Origin of the sequence: uncultured Veillonella sp. (genome assembly GCF_900545205.1) — a bacterium.
Lineage (GTDB): Bacteria > Bacillota > Negativicutes > Veillonellales > Veillonellaceae > Veillonella.
On record NZ_UQYC01000025.1, the window covers coordinates 1 to 23,064 of the forward strand.

Here is a 23,064-nt window from a genome sequence, read left to right on the forward strand (position 1 = left end):
TAGCGGGTGGTTTAATGATTCGCGACTACGTCGCGAACCAGTCTAAAGACAATAAACTAAAAGAAGGGGGTACAATACAGGTTATTCCTGTATTGTAACCCCTTCTTCACCATCTAAATCAGCAACGGCAACGCGTACACTTTCAAGATGTGACGTAGGAATATTTTTACCTACATAATCTGCACGAATTGGCAATTCACGGTGGCCACGATCCACAAGAACTGCTAACTGAATTGATTTAGGTCTACCAGATGTCATCAATGCATTTAAAGCTGCACGAATGGTGCGTCCTGTGTAAAGCACATCATCAACAAGGATAATTGTTTTTTCTGTAGTATCAATCGTACATGGTTCGCCTTCTTTTTGACGAGCATCACGATCATCACGATACATAGCCACATTAAGAGACTCACATTCAATATGAATCCCTTCAATGCGCTCAATTTCAGCTTGTAAACGTTTTGCCAAAATAACACCACGTCGTTCAATCCCTACAATGAGAGCATTGGATAAGCCTTTATTACGTTCTAGAATTTCATGACTAATACGACGGATAGCACGCATAATAGCATCTTGATCCATCAATAAGCGTTTCTTTTCCATATATACGCCCTTATAGCACAGAGACCTCTATGCCCTTTCAACAAATATAGTTAGAAGATTATTTAGTAATCTACAAACCAAGTTAGACAGTTTTATTTTCCTATGGATTCGTTTACGTTAGATTATCTTCGTTTATCTTCGCGATATGTCTTAGCAAACTCGAGACATGCTTTGAAGTCATCTGGAAGCGGTGCTTCAAAATGCATAGCTTCACCGGTAATAGGATGTTTTACATCTAGAGATTTAGAATGTAATGCTTGCCCTTCAATAGGGAAGTCCATACGACGATAGCCATAGAACGGATCATTAACAACAGGATGTCCAATATGAGCAAAATGTACACGAATTTGATGTGTGCGCCCAGTCTCTAAATTACATTCAACCAAGGTTTGATGACCAAATCGTTCAACCACGTTAAAGTGAGTGACTGCATCCTTACTATTTTCAAAGACAACAGCCATTTTCATACGATCCTTAGGATGTCTTCCAATAGGAGCTTTAATAGTACCCTTTTCTTCTACAATATTACCTTGTACTAATGCTAAATACGTCCGTTTAGCAGAATGTTCTTTTACCTGCTCAGCTAAACCTATATGGGCTGCATCATTCTTAGCAGCCATCATAACGCCAGATGTATCTTTATCTAAACGATGGACAATACCAGGTCTAATCTCACCATTAATACCAGATAAATCTTTGCAATGATATAACAATGCATTAACAAGTGTGCCAGAATAATTGCCCACTGCAGGATGAACAACCATACCACGTGGCTTATTTACAATGATAATATCATGATCTTCATACAATACATCTAAAGGAATATCTTCTGCCTTTACCTCTACCGATTCAGGCTCTGGTACCTCTACATGAATCACAGTATTTGGTGTAAGTCTAAGATTTGCTTTACCAATCTTATTACCAACAGTAACGTGACCACCTTTTATTAAGCTTTGAATATAGCTACGAGACCCTTCCATTTGTTCTGTTAAAAACACATCAAGTCTCATGCCATCTTGCTCAGCACTTACAATATATTCGTTCATCCTCTACCTCTCTATGAGTTAAGTATCATATATTAATTAATTATTTGTCATCATATATGAATTATTTATCATCATCTTTTAATGTAAATAAATAGTAGACTACTAAAGCTACACCTACACAGATACCAATATCAGCAACATTAAAAATAGGCCATATACGAAAATCAAAAAAATCAACAACGCCATGAAGCATGTAACGATCGATACCATTACCAATGGCACCAGATACTAATAAAGCAGATCCAATCTGCAACGTCCACGGACCTTTTGACAAGCGCTTCCAATAATACGCACAAGCACCTAGCAAAATAACAGCGACCAATAAAAAGAACCATCGCTGGTTAGCTAGCATACCGAATGCAGCACCACGATTAATAATATATGTTAAATGAAATACATTAGGAATAACTGGTAATGATTCACCTAACATAAAATGATTCATAATGTAATATTTAGTCCATTGATCTAACAGTAACCATAGGATTAGTATAATATAAAACAAGATGTACTCCCTTACTATAATATATATCTTAATAGTCCTATTATACTAAGTTAACCAAATTTAGGCAAAATAAAAAGCCCCTCAATGAGGGGCGATTTAATTTGTGATTACTCAGCAGAAATTACAGATACTGGGCAAACGGATTCGCAAGAACCGCAATCGATGCAAGTATCGTTGATTTCGTATTTAGTTTCGCCTTCAGAAATAGCAGCAACTGGGCAAACAGATGCGCAAGAACCACATTTAATGCAACCATCAGCAATAACTCTCATAATTAGGACCTCCATAAAAATATAGATCAGAACTTTTTATTTTCATTTAGAAAGGCACTTGCCTCAACTTATGTTCTCATTATCACACAGTTCTTTTTGAAAGTCAAATGAAAATGATAAAAAATTGTATATTATTTTGCATACCATTTTTTCCTTTTTATCATACAAAACCTAGTTTTATCTGATTTTTGATATTATTTTTCATTTATTAAATTGAGTATAATACTCAACAAATGAGAATGTTGTAATTATCAATTTTATAAAATCCTAATCATTATAATAGGAATTTAATTATCAATATTTATTATCATAAAAACTATTTTTTTATTACAACAGATTTAACGCTTATCTATATTTTAATCTAACATATAAACTTCACTCTAAAAAAGGCCGAATCATACGATTCGACCTCATTTATATTTATAAAGTAAAGTAATATCTTTACTATTATTCACTATATAACAATAATACTATTTTTTTCTTATAGCACTTAGAAAGATGTTAAGAATGTTAGTGTACCTAAAATAACGCCTGCAAGGTTTGGTACGATTAAAATATAATCACGTTTAGGTGATTTTGTCCAACCATATAATACCCAGATCAAACAGGATACTGCTGCAAATAATGGTTGCCATGGTTGACTAGGTTGACCATGAAGATTAGCAATTATTTGTGGGATATAGGCTAAAAATACAAATACACCAATAAATGCACCAATAGAACCAACTAACATGTTAAATCTTTCTTTTGTCATAGATGACCTCCTTACTTAATATTATATAATTATAAATTATACAATATACTATATCATATTTTTTTGATACAGTCAATTGCATAAAATTAATAATGTAAATTAGTTTAATTTATATTGATTTTGATTATCCTAAAATATGTAATTTGTATTAAAATCATGTAACCGAAATCATAAATAAAAAACGAGGCCGAATCTTACGATTCGACCTCGTATGTGCTTTATAGTAGAGTAACCTATCCCCTATTATTTACCAGGGAAGAATGGCCATACCATTGGAATGATAATTAAGCTTACTACGAAGCAAACTAAAATCAATGGAACGCCGGCTTTTACATAGTCTGTAAATTTGTATTGACCAGGGCCAAGTACTAATGTATTTGGAGGTGTACCTACAGGTGTACCGAATGCACAAGATGCAGCAACGCCGATAGCCATCAATACAGCATGAGGGTCAGCGCCCATACCTTGAGCAATGGAGATACCGATAGGAGCCAATAATGCGCAAGATGCTGTGTTAGACATAAATTGAGTCATAACACAAGACAATGCGAATAATACTGCTGTTGCAAAGTAAGGGCTAGGGTCAGAACCCATAACACCGATTACTGCATTAGCAATCATTTTGCCTGCACCAGATTGATCAAGTGCAGTTGCTACTGGCATCATACCAGCGAATAAGAAGATTGTTACCCAGTCAATAGATGTGTAAGCTTGTTTTTCGTTCAAGCAACCAGTTAATACGCAAAGCATTGCGCCAATAACTGCAACCATGCTCAATGGTAAGTTGATACCATAACCTTTTAGGAAGTCACCTAAAATCATAGCAATGATTACGCCTAAAAGAATAAGACCAGAGTATAATTGTTTCTTAGGATCGTTAGAAATATCTTCAGCAGCTACTTCTTGTTCAACGTCGCCAGCATCTTGAATTTCATGCTTAGGCAATAAATGTTTACCAATAAGCATCATAAATGCGATAGTTGCGACAGTCAAAGGAATACCGATCCAAGCAAATTCGAAGAAACCAAATGGTTGTTCACCAAATTTAGTTAATGTACCACTTACAATAATGTTTGGAGGTGTACCAACCATTGTAATGATACCACCAATACCTGCAGCGAATGCTAAAGGCATCAATTGGCGAGATGCAGGAATCTTAGCAACAGCACAGATACCAACAACTACAGGAAGTAAAGCAGCTGTAGTACCAGTGTTAGATAAGAATGCGGACATAGTTGCTGTAACAACCATGATTGCTAGCATTAAGCCATTTTCGCTAGTACCAGCATGAGATACTACTGTTTCCCCAATTTTTTGAGCCAAACCAGTGTAGAACAATGCTGCACCAACAACGAACATGCCAGCAAACAACACAACTGTACTATCAGATAAACCAGAGAATACAACCTTAGGAGTAATAATACCCATAAGGCCAAGTGTAATAGCGCCGCCTAAAGAAGTAATAGCTAAAGGAATAATTTCCGTAACAAATAAAACAGCCATGACTGCGAGGACGATTAAGGTTTGTTCTGCAGTACCCATACATCATCATCTCCCTTCAGAGAAATGCACTGATATAGTTATAAGAGGTATAAAATATAACCTACGATACCAATGGCGGAAGCCATCAAAAAAGTGATCCCATATCCCTCTCTTGTTTTAGGATACCCAAAGAATAAGGTTTCACCTAAAAATCCTCGGCGATTAAACCAAGTATATTTAGTTCTGCGTTGAAACCATTTAGCTTTGCCTTCAACACCGATAATCAGTGCCGTAATAAAAAATACAATAAATGCCCAGATAAAACAAATCAGTATTTTTAATTCTACAGATAACAAGTGACCACCTCTACTAAATTTAAAGCACTAGAAGGTTATTGTGTGAATTCTTGTATCACCTAATGACCGATCTGAAAAGCATTTATTGCAAATATACCCTATTTATGCATGAATACATAGATTTAAAGGGTTTTTATATTCACCAATAGGTGTACCTAATTAGGCACACCTTGGTGAATAATTATTAAATTACTAGTGGTTGGACAACATAGCAAGCATTGTACCTGCTGCTACTGCTGTACCGATAACGCCAGCTACGTTTGGACCCATAGCATGCATGAGCAAGAAGTTAGCTGGGTTAGCTTTCGCACCTACAACTTGAGATACGCGAGCCGCCATTGGAACCGCGGATACACCAGCAGAACCAATAAGTGGATTTGTTTTACCACCATCTACTAAGCTCATCAATTTACCGAATAATACGCCACCAGCAGTACCACCGATGAATGCAACCAAACCTAAGCAAATGATAAGGAGTGTTTGCACACTTAAGAAGTGTTCCGCACTCATTGTTAAACCAGTACCAGTTGCTAAGAAGATAGTAACAGTATTGATCAACGCATTTTGAGATGTATCGGACAAACGATCAGTTACGCCAGATTCACGGAACAAGTTACCTAACATCAACATACCTAAAAGGGATGTAATGGAAGGAAGCAATAAGGAAATGAAGATCGTAGAAATAATTGGGAATACGATTTTTTCAAAACGTGTAACTTCACGCAATTGTTCCATAACAATTTCGCGTTCTTTTTGCGTAGTGAATAATTTCATTACAGGTGGTTGAATCAACGGTACCAAGGACATATAGGAATATGCGGCAACCGCGATAGCACCTAATAAATGAGGAGCTAGCTTAGTAGCTAAGTAAATGGATGTAGGACCGTCAGCACCACCGATGATACCGATAGCAGCTGCTTCTTGAGCTGTAAAGCCAAGCATCATTGCGCCACCTAAAGCAACGAATACGCCGATTTGAGCAGCAGCACCTAAAAGCAATGTTTTAGGGTTAGCAATGAGTGGACCAAAGTCAGTCATTGCACCTACACCAAGGAAAATTAAAGGTGGGAAGATTTCTTGGGAGATACCTGCGCTAATAAGTGCCATAACGCCTTCTTCGAAACCATTACGAGGAATATTAGCAAGTACACAACCAAACGCAATCGGACCCAACAATAAAGGTTCAAACTCTTTAGCAAATGCCAAGTACAATAGGATCAAACCTACAAGAATCATAATAGCATTGCCTGTTGTAAATGCGAGGAACCCGCTATCAGTAATAACGGATTGAATCGCAACAGCAAAAGCCTCCATATGCGTTCCCCTTTCACAAATATAAAATTGTCATATGACGCGGCTCAGCCGCGCCACACACAACTTGGTATTAACCAAGAACAACCATGTCGTCGCCAGTGGATACAGTTTGGTTAGCAGCTACGCGAACTTCTGCAACTACAGCATCATGAGGAGCTGCGATTTCGTTTTGCATTTTCATAGCTTCAAGGATCAACAAAGTTTCGCCTTTTTTAACTGCTTGACCAGCGGATACTGCTACAGATAAGATTTTACCAGGCATTGGAGCTTTTACAGTTTCAGCACCTGCTGGAACTGGAGCTGCTGCTGCAGCTGGAGCTGGAGCTGGTGCAGGAGCTGCTTTAGGAGCTGCTGCTGGAGCTGCTTTAGGAGCTGCTGCAGGAGCTGCACCTTTTACTTCATTAACTTCTACATCATATGCTGTGCCGTTTACTGTAATGTTGAATTTTTTCATTTTAAATTCCTCCAAAATGTGTAGTGTCTACACAATACTTATAAAATTTTTTTACACATATAAATTGGATAATCTATTAGATTATCTAACTGCCAATAATCTTATCGATTACCGCGCAAACGTCCTTCCATTTTCCAATTATAGCTTACGATTGGACGGATATGCGCGATTTGATCAGCGGAATAACCCATTGCCGCTAATGCACCAACGATTACTGCTACTACATCTTGAGATGGAGCTTTACCGTTAGTTGTTGTAGCATTGCTCATTACAAATGCCTCCTAAAATATTATTAACCTCTACCGCTTAAACGACCTTCCAAGCGCCATTTAGCACTGGTTGCTGTAGGTCGAATAGATGCAATTTGTTCAGATGAATACCCCATCGCCACAATGGCACCTACGATAGCTGCTACTACTTCACCTTCATTTTGAGCAGATGCATTTGGTGCAGCCACCGGTGTAGCTGCGGGAGCCGCAACAGGTGCACTTGGTGGTACGTCTTTTTTCTTCTTAGTAGGGTCAATCAAATGAACGATTGTCATCAAAATACCTAAAAGAATCAACACAACAAATACAACTGTCATATTAATGGCCATGATTAACCAAGGATTGGTAGTAACTGCTTGTCCTTCCATAATCATTCCCCTTTCTAAAAAAGTAGTAAAGAAAGGTATCTCCCAAATTCGATGATCTTGTTATCGAATCGAATTATAATGGAATATTACCATGTTTCTTTGGAGCACGGTTTTCGCGTTTGCTTGCAAGCATAGCCAAAGCGTTGATAACTGCTGGACGAGTTTGTTTTGGTTCGATTACAACATCTACGAAGCCACGTTCTGCAGCTTTGTATGGAGTTGCGAACTCTTCTACGTATTTAGCTGTTTTAGCGTCTTTGTCTTCATCTTTCTTGAAGATAATGTTAGCTGCACCAGCAGGACCCATTACAGCGATTTCGGATGTAGGCCAAGCGTATACTTGGTCAGCGCCCAAATCTTGGGAACACATAGCGAGGTAAGAACCGCCGTATGCTTTACGAGTGATAACAGTAATTTTTGGTACTGTAGCTTCAGAGTAAGCATACAACATTTTAGCACCATGACGAATGATACCGCCCCATTCTTGATTTGTGCCAGGCAAGAAACCAGGAACGTCAACGAAGTTAACGATTGGAATATTGAAAGCATCACAGAAACGGATGAAACGGGAAGATTTGTCGGATGCATTGATGTCCAAGCAACCAGCCATTACTTTTGGTTGGTTAGCAATGATACCAACGGATTGACCGTCAAAACGTGCGAAACAAGTGATAATGTTTGTAGCATAGAATGGTTGTACTTCATAGTATTCGCCATTATCTACAGTAGCTGCGATAACATCTTTCATGTCGTATGGCATGTTACTGTTATCAGGCAACAAGCTGTTCAAGCCTTCGTCTTCGCGAGTTGGATCATCGCCAGTGTCTACTAATGGAGCATCTTCCATGTTATTGGATGGCAAGAAGCCTAATAAGTAGCGAATTTGAGCGATGCAATCATCTTCGTCTTCAGCTGCAAAGTGAGCAACACCAGACACGGAGTTGTGAGCCATTGCACCACCAAGGTCTTCAGCTGTTACTTCTTCACCAGTTACAGATTTGATAACTGCAGGACCAGTGATGAACATTTGAGATGTGTGTTTAACCATGTAGATGAAGTCAGTCAATGCTGGAGAATATACAGCACCGCCTGCGCATGGACCCATGATTACGGAAATTTGTGGAATAACGCCAGATGCATTTGTATTTTCAAAGAAAATTTTACCGTAACCAGCAAGAGCATCTACAGCTTCTTGAATACGAGCACCGCCGGAATCATTGATACCAATGATAGGAGCACCCATTTTCATTGCTAAACGTTGTACTTTAACGATTTTAGCAGCATGCATTTCACCAAGGGAACCACCTTCTACAGTGAAATCTTGTGCGAATGCATATACTAAACGACCGTCAATAGTACCATAACCAGTTACTACACCTTCGCCTGGTAATTCTTTCTTGTCTTGACCGAAGTTAACACAACGATGTTTAACAAATTGATCAAGTTCAACGAAAGAGTTATCATCGAACAATTTAGCCAAACGTTCACGAGCAGTCATTTTGCCTTGAGCATGTTGTTTCTCAACGCGTTTTTCACCGCCACCAGCTTTAACTTTAGCTAGTTTTTCGTGCAATAACTCGATTTTTTCTTGCACTGTTGCCATTATAGCACCTCCAAATAAAACTTGTTACAGTATCATTTTATTTCATTAATAATTAAAGTTCAAGCATGCATACATATTTAATATATAACTCATGATTATATGAATATGTATATCTATTACTCATACATAATGATGTGAATTGGATACTGTATTATTTCATACGTTGACATAATTCAAGCAATACGCCGCCTGTTGCTTTTGGATGTAAGAAAGCAATGGAGGAACCGCCTGCACCGTAACGAGGTTTTTCGTCAATCATACGAACGCCTTTAGCCATCAAATCAGCAATAGCATTTTCAATATTATCAACGCGCAATGCAACGTGTTGGATACCATCACGACCGCCATTTTTTTCGATGAATTTACCAATAGGGCCATCTGGAGTTGTAGTTTCTAAGAATTCAAGTTCAGCATCGCCACATGGGAAGAAGGATACTTTTACTTTTTGTTCTTCAACCACTTCATCTTCAGGAAGATGTTCAATCCCCAATGCATTTTTATAGAATTCTTTAGTTGCTGCTAAATCATTAACACCAATACCGATGTGATCCACTTGTAATACTTTAAAAGCCATTTCGATTATCTCCTTTTCAAGGCTAAATCTCTAATGCTATGTAGTCGCCGTCTACTTTAGCACGCTTGTCATTACGCCGTTAACAACTGTGTATGGATCGCTTTCGCGTTCATTAACAGCTGCCACTTGGCTATTAAATTCGTCGCTTGTAACGATTTTATCAGCTACATAACGACCAATTTGTTCATTAATCATTGCGATGATTTCATCACGAGTACGTTCTGCCCGACGAGATTCCAATTCACCAGAATCTTCAAGATACTCAAAATGTTCATCTAAAGCGTCGATAAGTTCATCTACGCCTTGGTCTTTACTAGCAATTGTGCGCTTAATTGGTGGGCGCCATTTTACTTCACGAGAGTCTAGGTCAAGCATCATTTCAATTTCTACATTCAAACGATCACAACCATCTCGGTCAGCTTTATTGATAGCAAATACATCGCCAATTTCAAGAATACCCGCCTTGATAGCTTGGATATCATCACCGAGACCAGGAACAAGTACAACCAATGTAGTATCAGCATTTTTAACGATATCTACTTCGGATTGACCTACACCTACTGTTTCAATGATTACTAAATCCATGCCAAAGGCATCCATGAGTTTTACAACGTCTGCAGTCTTTTTGGATAAACCACCAAGACTACCACGCGTGCCCATGCTTCGAATAAATACATTTTCATTTAATGTCAAATCATTCATTCGAATACGGTCCCCCAAGATAGCACCACCAGAGAATGGGCTTGTTGGGTCGATGGCAACGATGCCGATTTTTTTACCTTGATCTAGATAATGTTTAACAACTTTATCAGTCAAAGTACTTTTACCAGCACCAGGGGCCCCAGTAATACCGAGAATACGTGCATTCCCTGTTTTAGGGTAAATAGCCTTCATAATATCAATGGCATTTTCATACTCGTTTTCTACAGCCGTTATGGACCGTGCTAAGGCTAGTCGGGAACCTTCAAAAAGTTCTTTAACTAAATCCACTCGCCTCACCACCTATCTTAAAATATGGGAATAGAGGGGAGCCAACTATTCAGTTGTGCTCCTCTCTTACCCAATTAATTATTTAACGTTTTCGTTGATGAATTTAACGATATCGCCAGTTGGTGTGCCAGGTGTGAATACTGCTGCTACGCCAGCTTTTTTCAAACCAGGGATATCAGCGTCAGGAATAACGCCACCACCGATTACAAGTACATCGCCCATGCCTTTTTCTTTCAAAAGTTCAACAATTTTAGGGAACAATGTGTTATGAGCACCAGAAAGAAGGGATAATGCAACTACATTAACGTCTTCAGAAAGAGCTGCTTCAACGATTTGTTCTGGAGTTTGACGAAGACCTGTGTAGATTACTTCGAAACCAGCATCGCGAAGTGCGCGTGCTACTACTTTTGCACCACGGTCATGACCATCAAGACCTGGTTTTGCTACGATTACTCTAATACGTTTTTCTGCCATGATTAATTACCTCCGAAATTAGCCGATATTATAATGTGGAATGAGCTTCGTATTCACCGAATACTTCGCGCAATACATTACAAATTTCACCCAAAGTAGCATATGTTTTAACTGCATCAAGAATTAATGGCATCAAGTTAACGTTTTCATCAGCTGCACCAGCTTTAAGAGCTGCTAATGCTTTATCAACTGCTGCTTGATCGCGGTTAGCGCGAACTGCTTGAGTTTTCTTGGATTGGTTAACACCAACGGAAGCGTCTACGCGAAGTAAGTCTTTTGGAGCTTCTTCTTCAACTTGGAATTTGTTTACGCCAACGATTGTGCGCAAGCCAGATTCAACTTCCATTTGCCATTTGTAAGCGGATTCTTGAATTTCTTTTTGGATGTAGCCTTTTTCGATTGCTACTACAGCGCCGCCCATTTCATCAATTTTCTTAATGTATGCCATAGCTTCGTCATAGATAGCGTTAGTCATAGCTTCTACATAGTAGGAACCACCCAATGGGTCTACTACGTCAGCCAAACCAGATTCGTAAGCCACGATTTGTTGTGTACGAAGAGCTACTTGTACAGATGCTTCTGTAGGAAGAGCCAAAGCTTCGTCACGGGAGTTTGTATGTAAGGATTGAGTACCGCCCATTACAGCAGCTGCAGTTTGAAGAGCAACACGAACGATGTTGTTATCAACTTGTTGTGCAGTCAACATGGAACCAGCTGTTTGAGTATGTACACGAAGCATCATGGATTTTGGTTTTTTAGCACCAAAACGTTCTTTCATGATAGTTGCCCATAAACGACGGGATGCGCGGAATTTAGCAACTTCTTCAAGTACGTTGTTATGAGCATTCCAGAAGAAGGAAAGACGACCAGCAAATGTATCAACATCAAGACCAGCTTTCAAAGCTGCTTCTACGTATGCGATACCATCAGCAATTGTGAATGCGATTTCTTGTGCTGCTGTGGAACCTGCTTCACGGATATGGTAACCGGAGATGGAGATTGTGTTCCATTTTGGAACGTTTTGAGAACAATATTCGAAGATATTAGTGATCAAACGCATGGATGGTTTTGGTGGGAAAATGTAAGTACCACGAGCTGCGTATTCTTTCAAAATATCATTTTGAATTGTACCTTTCAATTCTGTGGAAGGTACGCCTTGTTTTTCAGCTACTGCGATGTACATTGCCAACAAAACGGATGCTGGAGCGTTGATTGTCATGGATGTGGATACTTTACCAAGATCGATGCCGTCGAACAAGATTTCCATATCTGCCAAGGAGTCAATCGCTACACCTACTTTACCAACTTCGCCTTCTGCAACTGCATCGTCGGAGTCGTAACCGATTTGTGTAGGTAAGTCGAATGCACAGGAAAGACCAGTTGCACCAGACTCGATTAAGTAGCGGTAACGTTTGTTAGATTCTTCTGCTGTAGCGAAGCCTGCATACATACGCATTGTCCAGAAACGACCACGGTACATAGTAGGTTGTACGCCACGAGTGTAAGGGAATTCGCCAGGCATACCCAAATCACGTTCATAGTCAAAACCTTCGATATCAACTGGTGTATATACACGGTTGTATTTTAAATTTTGACGTTCTGGAGTTTTTGCACTTTTTTCGTCACAAAGTTTGTTGTACTCAGCAATTTGGGCTTTTAAGTTTTCGTAAGCCATGTTTTCATCATCCTCCTAAAAAAACAGGTTATTTTTTCATGCTTCCAGTTTCTGTGAAGCGTTTATGCCAAGAAAGAGCTTCATCAAGCAACATAGGTGTATGGGCATTCTTTGTTGCAGCTAATGCTTTTTCTAGGTATTCAGTTAACATAGGTTTGTAGTCTGGGTGAGCACATTTTTCAATGATTAAACGAGCTCTTTCCACTGGGCTCAAACCACGGCAGTCAGCAACACCTTGTTCTGTACAGAAAATCATAGTGTCATGTTCTGGGTGATCCACATGAGATACATATGGAACGATAGAACTGATGTCGCCATTTTTAGCAACGGAGTTAGTGCAGAAAATAGTGAGATATGCACTACGTGCAAAGTCACCAGAACCACCAACACCATTCATCATTTTGCTACCCATAATATGAGTAGAGTTTACATTGCCAAAAATATCAAATTCGATAGCGGTATTCATGGCAATGACACCAATACGGCGAGCAATACCAGGGTTGTTGGAAATTTCTTGCGGACGAAGAATAATTTTTTTGCGGTATTCATCGATGTTCGCATAGAAACGTTTTAACCCATCTGGAGAAGGACTTAATGCAGTACCGGAACATACAGTTACTTTACCTGCATCGATCAAGTCAAACATACCATCTTGGATTACTTCAGTATAGATGGACAAATCTGTGAATGGGCCTTTTGCAAGACCACTGATTACAGCATTTGCTACGGAACCTACACCAGATTGTAATGGAAGCAAGTTTTTAGGTAAACGACCTTCTGCAATTTCTTGTTCGAAGAATTCGATAAGGTGTTGACTCATTGCTTTTGCATCATCATCGATAGGTGCCAAAGGTCTTGTTGTATCAGGAACATCACAAGGTACTACTGCAACAATTTTACTTGGGTCACAAGGAATTGCTTCAGTACCAATACGATCACCAGGTGTTTCCAATGGAATTGGTTTACGATGTGGTGGATCGAGTGGTTCATAGATATCATGCATACCTACCAAGGAAAGTGGTTGGGATACGTTTACTTCTACGATAACCTTTTTAGCTTGGCTCACAAATGTTGGAGAGTTACCAACAGATGTTGTAGGTACTAAAGAGCCGTCTTCATTGATTTGACAAACTTCTACGATAGCTACGTCTAAATCACCAAAGAAACCATAGCGAACATTTTGTGCCATTGTGCTTAAATGCATATCAATGTATTTAACATCACCGCTATTTAAGGCTTTACGTGTATCCTTATTTGTTTGATAAGGGAAACGACGATTGATGCCGTTAGCACGAGTTAACGCACCGTCAGCTTCATCACCTACGGAAGCACCTGTCCACAAATCAATTTTGAATGGTTCTTTTTCCATTCTTTCTGCCAATGCCAATGGTACTGCTTTTGCATAACCAGAAGGAGTAAAGCCGGAAATACCAACTTTATCGTTAGGGTTAATCAAAAGAGCTGCATCATAAGCAGTGACAATTTTACCTTGGAGGGCCGCACATTTAACGCGGTCTTTGATGTCTATCACCATTACCATCTCCTTTAAGAGTAACATTGTATAAACGACAGTTTGATCTCTTGGTCGTTCCTTAAACCGACTTCATCGTAGTCCACATGCAATGTATTGTCAACTTATATGACTAAAATGTATTTTTTATCACACTTTATATAGCATTATGATTAAAATGCATAGATTTTCATACTTTCACATAAGTTTTATTCACATCGCTATAACTCACAGGAATTATCGATTTATGGCATATATTGATGTTTTTCAATTAAATCGAACTCTCTCTATACAATATATAGACCCTTTTCAATATAAAATAACATCCCATATACAAGAACTAGACCATACACCTCCCTATAAAGATACAACGATATGCAAAAAACCGGCTTTCAAATGCCAACGATAATGTTCAATTATGTCTAACATTAGAAAACCGGTTATACTACTTAATACGTACCTACCCAAGGTATGTATTAATTATACCATATTATGAAATTATATATCTACCATAAAACATGCTAATTATACAAGATATTACAATTATGCAGATTTATCAGCAGACAACTGAACTTTTACAAAAGCCCCTACCCAGCCAAACAACTGCCAAAACACGATGGTTACTTGATGACTGTATAGCTCAAAGTCAGATAAGCCGCTAAATAAAACCCCTATAGCTAGAGCCCCTACACCAATTTGTGCAGCTTGACGGAATATATCCCCTTTAAGTCTTATAGATGTAATAACATGACCAATAATAACTGCTAGGAATGATATCAATCCAGGGATACCTGTTTCAGCTAATATATTGAGATACAAATTATGAGCATGATACATCAAGACGTGAGGTCCTTGAATATAATAGTTATAATCTGGATATACTAGGTAAAATGTATTCCACCCGATACCAAAGATTGGGTTTTCACGTACGATATACATGGTACTATCCCATAAAGCCCATCGAAGATCAGCTGATGTATCATGCCCTTGGAATATGGACCAAAGTCGTGATGCAATTTCACCATCATAAAAGTATAAGATGATTGGCACAGCTAATAACGATAAGAATAATCGTCTCTCAACAAAGATAGCCCAATATAAAATCATGGCAGCAAAGCTAATCCAAATTCCTCTGGAATAGGTTAGTAGCATCGTTAAGAACAATATAATTCCTACAACGAGCATCGTCACAACTTCACGCGTACGATTTTCTTTCATATATACCAAGATATAACTGATACATACGCTGAGTATCATCAATAGATAAGCGCCTAATAAATTAGGGTTTTGTAATGTGGACGACATGCGACGCATCAATTTTGGAAACTGTGCTGCATCTACCCACTCTTTTATATGTATGTTAGGAACAAATACATATTGATAAGCACCTATGATACACACTAGAACAGCAGTACCTAATAAGGCACGAAGAAAATAATTCCACTGTTTAGGTGTTTGAATGTATGTACGAACTAAATAATACATACCTCCACTGGCCACGATTTGATAAAACCAACTTTGAAGTGACCAATCCCAATTTTCTGAAAGCAGCGAAGATATTCCAGTCCATACTACAAAAATCATAACAGACCACGATAAATAGCCCGTTGGTAAGCTTAGTGATTTACTAGATATCAAATCATATAAAGCAAGCCCTATAGCAAGCCAGAGAAGTACATCTCCCACCATAGGTTGTAATGGCATAGCAACAACAACGCCATAAATTAGACGCTCAATATAGAACGTGATTCTCTTCTGATTAGGAATGAGTGAGAGTTCCATAGGCTCACCTTAATGACTCATCTCATGGTTAAACCACTGACGAGCATCTCCTAAAATATATAAAGATCCACAAACGGCGATAATATCACCTGATTTTGTATGTTTGTAGGCTAAGGCCAATGCATCTTCAACAGAATCTGCTGTTTGCGCTATCGCTTTCGGTACAATGTGGCGTATCTTCTCAACTAAAACCTCTGGTACTTCCGTTCTATCTGTTGGTGCTGGTACAACAAGAACAGTGTCCCCTGGTTTAACGACCTCACGAATAATAGCATCTTGATTTTTATCTTTAAGAATGGCCATCACAATCGTTTTTGATGCTTCCTTAAATAACTCAGTATAGGTCATGCTAAATGATTCTGCGCCAGCCGCATTATGAGCACCGTCAAAGATAAAGGTGCGATCTAAGCCTCGTTTTACTTCAAAACGACCTGCCCACGTAGTACGGGCAAAGCCTTCACGCATGGTTTCTTCACTGATACTCTTATCATCTTTCATCAATAGACGTACAGCCATCAACGCACAGGCGAGATTTACAGATTGATGAATACCTGCCATCGTCGTAAAGAGCATAGCCGGCGCTTCATTAGTAGTACTCACCGTAATCATTTGACCACCTGTTACAGCACTACGGCTATCGATCCCAAAATCTTTATTGAATGCATACACTTTAGCATGCTTCTCTTTAGCTACCTCTTCAATAATGCGAAGAGGTGCATCCTGTGCAGCTGTTACAACAGGAACTTTATCTTTAATAATACCAGCCTTGTGACGTGCAATTTCCTCAACAGTATCACCACAATATGCTTGATGATCGATTGTTACATTGGTAATAACAGAGACTTTTGGAGTCACGATATTTGTGGAGTCTAGTAATCCACCTAAGCCAACTTCTACCACTGCATAGTCTACAGCTTGATCTTTGAAGAACAAAAAGGCTGCAGCCGTCAAGATTTCAAATTGTGTTGGTGCTTCTATGCCGTTACTAATGATAGTATCTACTGCTACTTTTACACGGCTAATTAACTTACCGAAGGCTTCCTCCGTAATATTTCCATCATTGATTTGAATTCGCTCCGTATAGGATTGAAGGTGAGGCGATGTAAATCGCCCCACCCGTAGTCCACTTGTAAACAGTGCGTAGGAAATATATGAGGTAACCGAGCCCTTACCATTCGTTCCTGTAACATGAACAATTTTATAATCCTCTTGTGGATTCCCTAAGGCCTCCATAAGGGCTGTAATTCGTTCAAGTCCAGGCTTAATGCCAAATGAAGATGCCTGTTCTAAATAGGCTAAGGCCTCTTGATATGTCATATAAACCTCCTATTATAAGGTTTCAAGGAACGCTTCACGTTCCAATAACGCTTGTTGTTTTTGTTTATATTCTTCTAACTTTTCTTTTTCTTTTGCTACTACAGCTTCAGGAGCTTTTGCTAGGAAGCCTTGGTTAGACAATTTACCTTCCAAACGAGAAATTTCTTTTTCCATTTGGATTTTTTCCTTTGCAATACGCTCTCTTTCTTTTTCGCCATCGATTAAGTCTTTAAGCAAGAGATATACTTCCATACCATTTACAACTGTTACAGTTGCATTTTCTGGTTTTGGATCATCCGCACCAAGAATAGTTACCTTCTCAGCCCAAGCTAATGTTACGAAGTAATCACTATGATCGGCTACAGTTTGAGCCAATGCTTCATCTGTTGGCGCCACAATAACCTCAGCTTTTTTACCTAAAGGCACATTCATTTCAGCACGCATGTTGCGAATACCTTTGATGGCATCCATCATAACTTCCATTTGACGTGCTGCACCTTCAAGATTATCAAACTTCAATGCTTCTGGCCATTTAGTAACAACGATGCTATCCCCTTCATGAGGCAAGTGTTGCCAAATGTGTTCTGTTACGAACGGCATGAATGGATGTAATAATTCAAGCATATGACGTAAGATTGTTACAAGTAAATATTGAACTGTACGACGATCGCGTTCATTACCATCATTATACAAACGAGGTTTAGCTAATTCAATATACCAGTCACAGTAAGTATTCCAAATGAAATCATATACAGAGCTTGCTGCTTCACCCAATTCAAATTTATCTAGGTTAGAAGTTACACTTTGTACTGTTTCATTGTATTTTTGAACAATCCATTGGTCGGCCAATGTCAAATCATCTGCTGTTGGAACGAAGCTTTCATCATAATTTGTAAGATTCATCAATACAAATTTAGATGCATTCCAAATCTTATTAGCGAAGTTACGATTTGCTTCAACACGTTCCATATAGAAGCGCATATCATTACCAGGTGTATTGCCAGTTACGAGAGTAAAACGCAATGCATCAGCACCATATTGGTCGATAACTTCAAGAGGGTTAATGCCATTGCCCAAGGATTTACTCATTTTACGGCCTTGGCTATCGCGCACAAGACCATGAATAAATACATGTTTAAATGGAATTTCATGTTCGAACTCAAGAGCCATGAAGATCATACGAGCAACCCAGAAGAAGATGATATCGTAACCAGTTACGAGAACACTTGTTGGGTACCATTGATTAAGCTCAGCAGTTTGTTCAGGCCACCCCATTGTAGCAAATGGCCACAAACCAGAGCTGAACCATGTATCAAGAACGTCTGGATCTTGTGTTACATGACCGTGACAATGAGGACATTCAGTGATGTCTTCACGGCTTACGATTGTTTCGCCGCAGTCATCACAGTACCATGCAGGAATGCGATGGCCCCACCACAATTGACGGGAAATGGTCCAGTCGCGGATGTTTTCAAGCCAGTTTACATAAGTTTTTGTAAACCGTTCAGGAACAAACTCTACTTCGTGGTCTTTAACAACCTTAAGAGCTGGCTCTGCTAATGGTTTCATATCTACAAACCATTGTTTAGATACCATTGGTTCGATAATTGTATTACAACGGGAGCAATGACCTACTGCATGGTCATGGTCATCGATTTTTTCAAGTAAGCCTAATTCTTTGAGTTCTGCTACTACTTGTTTACGAGCTTCTTCACGAGTCATGCCATTGAACTTGCCAGCACCTTCATTCATTGTGGCATCATTGTTCATAACAACGATGGATTCCAAATTATGACGTTGGCCCATTTCAAAGTCATTAGGGTCATGAGCAGGTGTAATTTTTACACAGCCTGTACCGAAGCTAGCATCTACATAGTCATCGGCAATTACAGGAATTTCGCGATTAACAAATGGCAAAATCAATGTTTTACCAATGAGATCTTTATAGCGATCATCATCAGGATTTACTGCTACTGCTACGTCACCGAACATTGTTTCTGGACGAGTTGTAGCAACAATTACAAAGCGATTTTCTTCACCCTTTACAGGATATTTAATATGCCATAAGTGGCCATGTTCATCTTCATGTTCAACTTCAACATCAGATAAAGCAGTAGCACAGCGAGGGCACCAGTTGATAATACGTTCACCGCGATAGATTAAACCTTTTTCATAAAGGCTTACGAATACTTCACGCACTGCATGATAGTATCCTTCATCCAATGTAAAACGTTCGCGAGACCAGTCACAAGATGCACCTAAGCTACGGATTTGTTTTACGATAGTATCACCGTATTCTTTTTTCCATTCCCATACGCGTTCTACAAATTTTTCACGGCCTAAATCATAGCGAGATTTACCCTCTTCTTTAGCGAGCATCTCTTCTACCTTGATTTGTGTAGCAATACCAGCATGGTCAGTACCAGGCATCCACAATACATTGTAGCCTTGCATGCGTTTAAAACGGATGAGGATATCTTGCAATGTATTGTCTAAAGCATGGCCCATGTGCAACATACCAGTTACATTAGGAGGCGGCAATACGATACTAAATGGTTCTTTATTTGTGTCTACTTCTTCGTGAAAGTATCCTTGGTTTTCCCAATAAGAATACCATTTCCCTTCTATTTCACCGGGGTTATAAGTGGTTAAATTTTCGTAGGTTTTCATCGTTCCTCCTAAATAAACTCCTTAGCGCTTCATAATCTTAGCCAATACAAATAGGCTCGTTTCATATAGCAATATCATAGGCAATGCAATCATCGTTTGAGAGAACATATCCGGTGTTGGTGAAATGACAGCACCTATGATAAAGGATATAAGAATAAATATCTTTCGCTTCGTTTTTAAAAAACGAGATGTAATTAAGTTGAAATATCCCAAGATGATTAAAATCAACGGCAACTCAAAGATAAATCCAAAGGGTAGTACAAAGGATAATACAAAGTCCATGTACTGACCGATGGAAAATAGCGGTTGTAATTCGTCTGTAGCAAAGCCCATAAAGAACTTAACGGCTGCAGGTAGCACGAGAAAATAAGAAAATACAATACCGATGCCAAATAGTCCTATGGCAACCGGTAAAATCCAGTTAGATAACTGCTTTTCTCGTACAGTAAGGGCTGGCTTAACAAATAGCCAAATCTGATGCAATATAATAGGCGCCCCTATAATAAGACCACCTACTATAGACACCTTCATATATGTAAAGAAAGCTTCAGTTGGTTTCATATAATAGAGCTTACCAGCTGGTTTTAGGAGTATTTCCAATAAAAAGTCTACATAATAATAAGAAATACAAGTTCCTATAACAACTGCAACAGCCATTATAATTAGACGCTTTCGCAATTCAGATAGATGTCCCACAAGGGATAGTTCCCGAGCTTCGTCCATCATTTTCTGTTCCATCTCAGTATAAATAGGTTCATCTTCTGGTTCCTCAGGAACCCGCTGATTTGCCACCTTATACCGCTCTTGCTCAGCCTTTAATTCAGCTTCGCGACGCTTTTGACGAACTACACTATCAAAAGAAGGTTTTTGTATGGGATATTCGAAGTCCGGTTTTGGTTCGAATGGTTCCATATTATACCTTTCTATCAGCTAAATTTTCTACTGCCATCACAAGGAATTCCTTGCCTGGGAAATCGCGTACAGCATCGAGTGCAGCCAAAGCATCTTTGCAATATTGATCAGCTACAGCTAATGTATTATCAATACCACCTTGACTGATAACATAGTCGATAATAGCCTGCTCATCACCGCCATTATGTAAGGCCTTAATGTCTGCAAGCAATTTATCTTTATTATCATCATTAACGATGCTTAACAACGGATATGTCAATAAACCTTCGCGAAGATCATTCCCCACTGGTTTACCAGTCGTCTCTGTTGTTTCACGATAATCCATAATATCATCAGTGATTTGGAATGCCATGCCCAACGCATGACCATATTTTTTCAACTCAACGATTTCAGATTCGCTCCAGCCCCCTAATAGGCCCCCCAATTCCATACAGCCTTCCATAAAGTCTGCTGTTTTCTTTTGGGTCTTAGTCATATAGCGATCAATACCTTGATCGATGCGGTATACATCTTCCATCTGCATGAACTCACCTTCCACAAGGCAAGTAATAATATGGGAGAAAATTTGTAAATACTTCATATTAGGCATTTCAGACACGATTTGGAATGCTTTGGCAAATAAGTAGTCCCCACTAAGGATGGCTACCTTATTGCCTTTGTGCATATGAATCGTTTCTTCACCGCGACGAATTTCAGCTTGATCTAATACATCATCGTGAATCAGTGTCGCTAAATGAAGCATTTCTACAGCTTCAGCAATTCTAATACGCTGACGTTCTACAGATGTACCTGCATTAGCAATCAATAAACATAATTGCGCACGCAAGCGCTTGCCACCTGCAGCAGATAATGGTCGAATCAGTGCATTAAAGTCTTCTGCACCTGTATTAAAAGATGATGCAAGAGACTCTTCCACACCCTCTAAATCTAGAGCGATGCGTTCCATAATCTCTAATTCATTGGTTTGACTCATGCTTCATCTCCTACTAGAACTTTATTGATGCGTTGTTGTAAAAGCTCACGGCCTGTATGCTTCGAAGAGCTATACAGAATTGGCGGCGTTGCAGTTGGGTACATTTCCTTAATGATCGCTAAATTAGCAGACTTTTCTTTAGCTGTTAATTTATCGACCTTAGTCACTACGATTTGTAATGGTACACCAGCTTCAACGAGCCAGTCATAAGCAACCTTATCGATAGGCATCTCTGGATGACGAGCATCAATTAATAAACATAACAACATCAATCGTTCAGAATATAAAATATAATCGGCAATAAAGGAAGACCACAAATTGCGGTTTCCTTTATTTGTCTTTGCAAATCCATACCCAGGAAGGTCAACGAGGAACCAATGATAACGGCGCTCCTCTGTTTCAGAAATATCCTCTTTTGACTCCACATCAAAATAGTTTATCGTCTTTGTCTTACCTGGTTGACCACTAACGAGGGCTAACCCACGATAATTACACAACGAGTTAATCAACGAAGATTTGCCCACATTAGAGCGTCCGATGAAAGCAATTTCTACAGTATTCCCTTCAGGATATTGATCCGCCTTCACACAGGAAGTATTATATTTTGCTGCTATAATACGAGGCCCCTTCGGTTCTTTTCGTGTATATTGTGGTTTTGGGCCCATTTGTTTAGTGGATTTTTTCTTTTTTTGCATTACACAAGTGCCTTTGCTAATACTTCATCCATTGTCTTAACTGGCGTAATAATGAGACCTTCTTTTACAATGTCAGGCAATTCTGCGATATCCTTTTCATTGCCTTTCGGAATCAATACTTCTTTAATGCCATTAGACAAGGCTGCTAATAACTTTTCTTTTAAACCGCCGATTGGTAATACACGGCCACGCAATGTAATTTCACCAGTCATGGCAATATCAGAACGAACCTTCCGATTTGTTAAGATAGATACCATGGCCAATGTCATTGTAATACCTGCAGAAGGGCCATCCTTAGGTGTTGCACCTTCAGGCAAGTGAACGTGAATATCGAGTTTCTTATAGAAATCGTCTTCGATTTTTAAGGCTTTTGCATTGTGGCGAATATAGCTCATCGCAGCTTGACCAGACTCTTGCATAACCTTACCTAAGCTACCAGTTAATGCAAGTTTACCTGTACCATTCATAG

Annotated in this window: 24 protein-coding genes; all 24 read right to left on the reverse strand. The window is 39.1% G+C overall.

The genetic code is table 11. The features are described 5' to 3' along the window. Positions 1-81: 81 nt before the first annotated feature. Positions 82-603 (reverse strand): bifunctional pyr operon transcriptional regulator/uracil phosphoribosyltransferase PyrR, encoded by a 522-nt coding sequence (pyrR, locus tag QZR70_RS03895; protein WP_005386024.1) that lies wholly within the window; start codon positions 601-603, stop codon positions 82-84. A gap of 122 nt (positions 604-725) precedes the next feature. Continuing rightward, a complete protein-coding gene (locus QZR70_RS03900) occupies positions 726-1,649 on the reverse strand; it encodes an RluA family pseudouridine synthase (RefSeq protein ID WP_295793241.1) in 924 nt (307 codons plus the stop codon). Positions 1,650-1,710: 61 nt separating this feature from the next. Next, positions 1,711-2,151 carry a signal peptidase II gene (lspA, locus tag QZR70_RS03905; RefSeq protein ID WP_213466897.1) on the reverse strand — a complete coding sequence of 147 codons (441 nt, stop codon included), beginning with the start codon at positions 2,149-2,151 and terminating at the stop codon, positions 1,711-1,713. A gap of 107 nt (positions 2,152-2,258) precedes the next feature. Next, complete coding sequence (locus QZR70_RS03910; protein ID WP_005377422.1) at positions 2,259-2,423, reverse strand: DUF362 domain-containing protein; 165 nt, start codon at positions 2,421-2,423, stop codon at positions 2,259-2,261. Positions 2,424-2,913: 490 nt separating this feature from the next. After that, positions 2,914-3,177, reverse strand: coding sequence for a SemiSWEET family transporter (locus tag QZR70_RS03915; RefSeq protein WP_004696474.1), 264 nt, complete (start codon positions 3,175-3,177; stop codon positions 2,914-2,916). A 243-nt stretch (positions 3,178-3,420) separates the two neighbouring features. After that, positions 3,421-4,719: an SLC13 family permease gene (locus tag QZR70_RS03920; protein ID WP_156719028.1), complete on the reverse strand. Its 1,299-nt coding sequence runs from the start codon at positions 4,717-4,719 to the stop codon at positions 3,421-3,423. A 38-nt stretch (positions 4,720-4,757) separates the two neighbouring features. Further along, a complete protein-coding gene (locus QZR70_RS03925; RefSeq protein WP_005377387.1) occupies positions 4,758-5,015 on the reverse strand; it encodes a hypothetical protein in 258 nt (85 codons plus the stop codon). Positions 5,016-5,207: 192 nt separating this feature from the next. Continuing rightward, positions 5,208-6,329 carry a sodium ion-translocating decarboxylase subunit beta gene (locus QZR70_RS03930; RefSeq protein WP_105094080.1) on the reverse strand — a complete coding sequence of 374 codons (1,122 nt, stop codon included), beginning with the start codon at positions 6,327-6,329 and terminating at the stop codon, positions 5,208-5,210. Positions 6,330-6,399: 70 nt separating this feature from the next. Then, positions 6,400-6,783, reverse strand: coding sequence for a biotin/lipoyl-containing protein (locus QZR70_RS03935; RefSeq protein WP_287533453.1), 384 nt, complete (start codon positions 6,781-6,783; stop codon positions 6,400-6,402). 101 nt (positions 6,784-6,884) lie between these two features. Beyond that, the gene (locus QZR70_RS03940) at positions 6,885-7,052 is read right to left on the reverse strand and encodes a hypothetical protein (RefSeq protein WP_004696483.1); all 168 of its coding nucleotides are present in this window, start codon (positions 7,050-7,052) and stop codon (positions 6,885-6,887) included. Positions 7,053-7,075: 23 nt separating this feature from the next. Continuing rightward, on the reverse strand, positions 7,076-7,420 hold the full coding sequence (locus QZR70_RS03945) for an OadG family protein (RefSeq protein WP_039965050.1): 345 nt from the start codon (positions 7,418-7,420) through the stop codon (positions 7,076-7,078). A 73-nt stretch (positions 7,421-7,493) separates the two neighbouring features. Next, complete coding sequence (locus QZR70_RS03950) at positions 7,494-9,023, reverse strand: carboxyl transferase domain-containing protein (RefSeq protein ID WP_005386013.1); 1,530 nt, start codon at positions 9,021-9,023, stop codon at positions 7,494-7,496. Between the two features lie 151 nt (positions 9,024-9,174). Continuing rightward, positions 9,175-9,597, reverse strand: a complete 423-nt coding sequence (mce, locus tag QZR70_RS03955) for a methylmalonyl-CoA epimerase (RefSeq protein WP_005386012.1) — start codon at positions 9,595-9,597, stop codon at positions 9,175-9,177. Positions 9,598-9,648: 51 nt separating this feature from the next. Next, entirely contained in the window at positions 9,649-10,587 is a 939-nt protein-coding gene (meaB, locus tag QZR70_RS03960) for a methylmalonyl Co-A mutase-associated GTPase MeaB (RefSeq protein ID WP_060923998.1), read from the reverse strand. A 78-nt stretch (positions 10,588-10,665) separates the two neighbouring features. Beyond that, on the reverse strand, positions 10,666-11,061 hold the full coding sequence (locus QZR70_RS03965; RefSeq protein ID WP_060923999.1) for a cobalamin B12-binding domain-containing protein: 396 nt from the start codon (positions 11,059-11,061) through the stop codon (positions 10,666-10,668). A 28-nt stretch (positions 11,062-11,089) separates the two neighbouring features. Further along, positions 11,090-12,736, reverse strand: a complete 1,647-nt coding sequence (locus QZR70_RS03970; protein WP_005386006.1) for a methylmalonyl-CoA mutase — start codon at positions 12,734-12,736, stop codon at positions 11,090-11,092. 28 nt (positions 12,737-12,764) lie between these two features. Then, on the reverse strand, positions 12,765-14,270 hold the full coding sequence (locus tag QZR70_RS03975) for an acetyl-CoA hydrolase/transferase family protein (protein WP_295780604.1): 1,506 nt from the start codon (positions 14,268-14,270) through the stop codon (positions 12,765-12,767). A 519-nt stretch (positions 14,271-14,789) separates the two neighbouring features. Further along, complete coding sequence (locus QZR70_RS03980; protein ID WP_295793249.1) at positions 14,790-16,028, reverse strand: O-antigen ligase; 1,239 nt, start codon at positions 16,026-16,028, stop codon at positions 14,790-14,792. A gap of 9 nt (positions 16,029-16,037) precedes the next feature. Further along, positions 16,038-17,345: a folylpolyglutamate synthase/dihydrofolate synthase family protein gene (locus QZR70_RS03985; RefSeq protein WP_295793251.1), complete on the reverse strand. Its 1,308-nt coding sequence runs from the start codon at positions 17,343-17,345 to the stop codon at positions 16,038-16,040. A gap of 12 nt (positions 17,346-17,357) precedes the next feature. Beyond that, the gene (locus QZR70_RS03990) at positions 17,358-20,015 is read right to left on the reverse strand and encodes a valine--tRNA ligase (protein ID WP_295793253.1); all 2,658 of its coding nucleotides are present in this window, start codon (positions 20,013-20,015) and stop codon (positions 17,358-17,360) included. 21 nt (positions 20,016-20,036) lie between these two features. Then, positions 20,037-20,927, reverse strand: coding sequence for a twin-arginine translocase subunit TatC (gene tatC, locus QZR70_RS03995; protein ID WP_005385998.1), 891 nt, complete (start codon positions 20,925-20,927; stop codon positions 20,037-20,039). Between the two features lies 1 nt (position 20,928). Further along, on the reverse strand, positions 20,929-21,900 hold the full coding sequence (locus tag QZR70_RS04000; RefSeq protein WP_295793255.1) for a polyprenyl synthetase family protein: 972 nt from the start codon (positions 21,898-21,900) through the stop codon (positions 20,929-20,931). Further along, entirely contained in the window at positions 21,897-22,595 is a 699-nt protein-coding gene (gene yihA / locus QZR70_RS04005; protein WP_295793257.1) for a ribosome biogenesis GTP-binding protein YihA/YsxC, read from the reverse strand. Before yihA ends, QZR70_RS04000 begins: the two co-directional genes overlap by 4 nt. After that, on the reverse strand, positions 22,595-23,064 hold a 470-nt coding region (locus tag QZR70_RS04010; protein WP_295793259.1), incomplete at its 5' end, for a S16 family serine protease. The genes yihA and QZR70_RS04010, both read right to left, overlap by 1 nt.

Excerpts from the sequence above, each read along its gene's own strand:
- pyrR (WP_005386024.1), bottom strand. The coding sequence starts at position 603 with ATGGAAAAGAAACGCTTATTGATGGATCAAGATGCTATTATGCGTGCT.
- QZR70_RS03900 (WP_295793241.1), bottom strand. The coding sequence starts at position 1,649 with ATGAACGAATATATTGTAAGTGCTGAGCAAGATGGCATGAGACTTGAT.
- QZR70_RS03910 (WP_005377422.1), bottom strand. The coding sequence starts at position 2,423 with ATGAGAGTTATTGCTGATGGTTGCATTAAATGTGGTTCTTGCGCATCT.
- QZR70_RS03915 (WP_004696474.1), bottom strand. The coding sequence starts at position 3,177 with ATGACAAAAGAAAGATTTAACATGTTAGTTGGTTCTATTGGTGCATTT.
- QZR70_RS03920 (WP_156719028.1), bottom strand. The coding sequence starts at position 4,719 with ATGGGTACTGCAGAACAAACCTTAATCGTCCTCGCAGTCATGGCTGTT.
- QZR70_RS03930 (WP_105094080.1), bottom strand. The coding sequence starts at position 6,329 with ATGGAGGCTTTTGCTGTTGCGATTCAATCCGTTATTACTGATAGCGGG.
- QZR70_RS03935 (WP_287533453.1), bottom strand. The coding sequence starts at position 6,783 with ATGAAAAAATTCAACATTACAGTAAACGGCACAGCATATGATGTAGAA.
- QZR70_RS03940 (WP_004696483.1), bottom strand. The coding sequence starts at position 7,052 with ATGAGCAATGCTACAACAACTAACGGTAAAGCTCCATCTCAAGATGTA.
- QZR70_RS03945 (WP_039965050.1), bottom strand. The coding sequence starts at position 7,420 with ATGGAAGGACAAGCAGTTACTACCAATCCTTGGTTAATCATGGCCATT.
- QZR70_RS03950 (WP_005386013.1), bottom strand. The coding sequence starts at position 9,023 with ATGGCAACAGTGCAAGAAAAAATCGAGTTATTGCACGAAAAACTAGCT.
- mce (WP_005386012.1), bottom strand. The coding sequence starts at position 9,597 with ATGGCTTTTAAAGTATTACAAGTGGATCACATCGGTATTGGTGTTAAT.
- QZR70_RS03965 (WP_060923999.1), bottom strand. The coding sequence starts at position 11,061 with ATGGCAGAAAAACGTATTAGAGTAATCGTAGCAAAACCAGGTCTTGAT.
- QZR70_RS03970 (WP_005386006.1), bottom strand. The coding sequence starts at position 12,736 with ATGGCTTACGAAAACTTAAAAGCCCAAATTGCTGAGTACAACAAACTT.
- QZR70_RS03975 (WP_295780604.1), bottom strand. The coding sequence starts at position 14,270 with ATGGTGATAGACATCAAAGACCGCGTTAAATGTGCGGCCCTCCAAGGT.
- QZR70_RS03980 (WP_295793249.1), bottom strand. The coding sequence starts at position 16,028 with ATGGAACTCTCACTCATTCCTAATCAGAAGAGAATCACGTTCTATATT.
- QZR70_RS03985 (WP_295793251.1), bottom strand. The coding sequence starts at position 17,345 with ATGACATATCAAGAGGCCTTAGCCTATTTAGAACAGGCATCTTCATTT.
- QZR70_RS03990 (WP_295793253.1), bottom strand. The coding sequence starts at position 20,015 with ATGAAAACCTACGAAAATTTAACCACTTATAACCCCGGTGAAATAGAA.
- tatC (WP_005385998.1), bottom strand. The coding sequence starts at position 20,927 with ATGGAACCATTCGAACCAAAACCGGACTTCGAATATCCCATACAAAAA.
- QZR70_RS04000 (WP_295793255.1), bottom strand. The coding sequence starts at position 21,900 with ATGAGTCAAACCAATGAATTAGAGATTATGGAACGCATCGCTCTAGAT.
- yihA (WP_295793257.1), bottom strand. The coding sequence starts at position 22,595 with ATGCAAAAAAAGAAAAAATCCACTAAACAAATGGGCCCAAAACCACAA.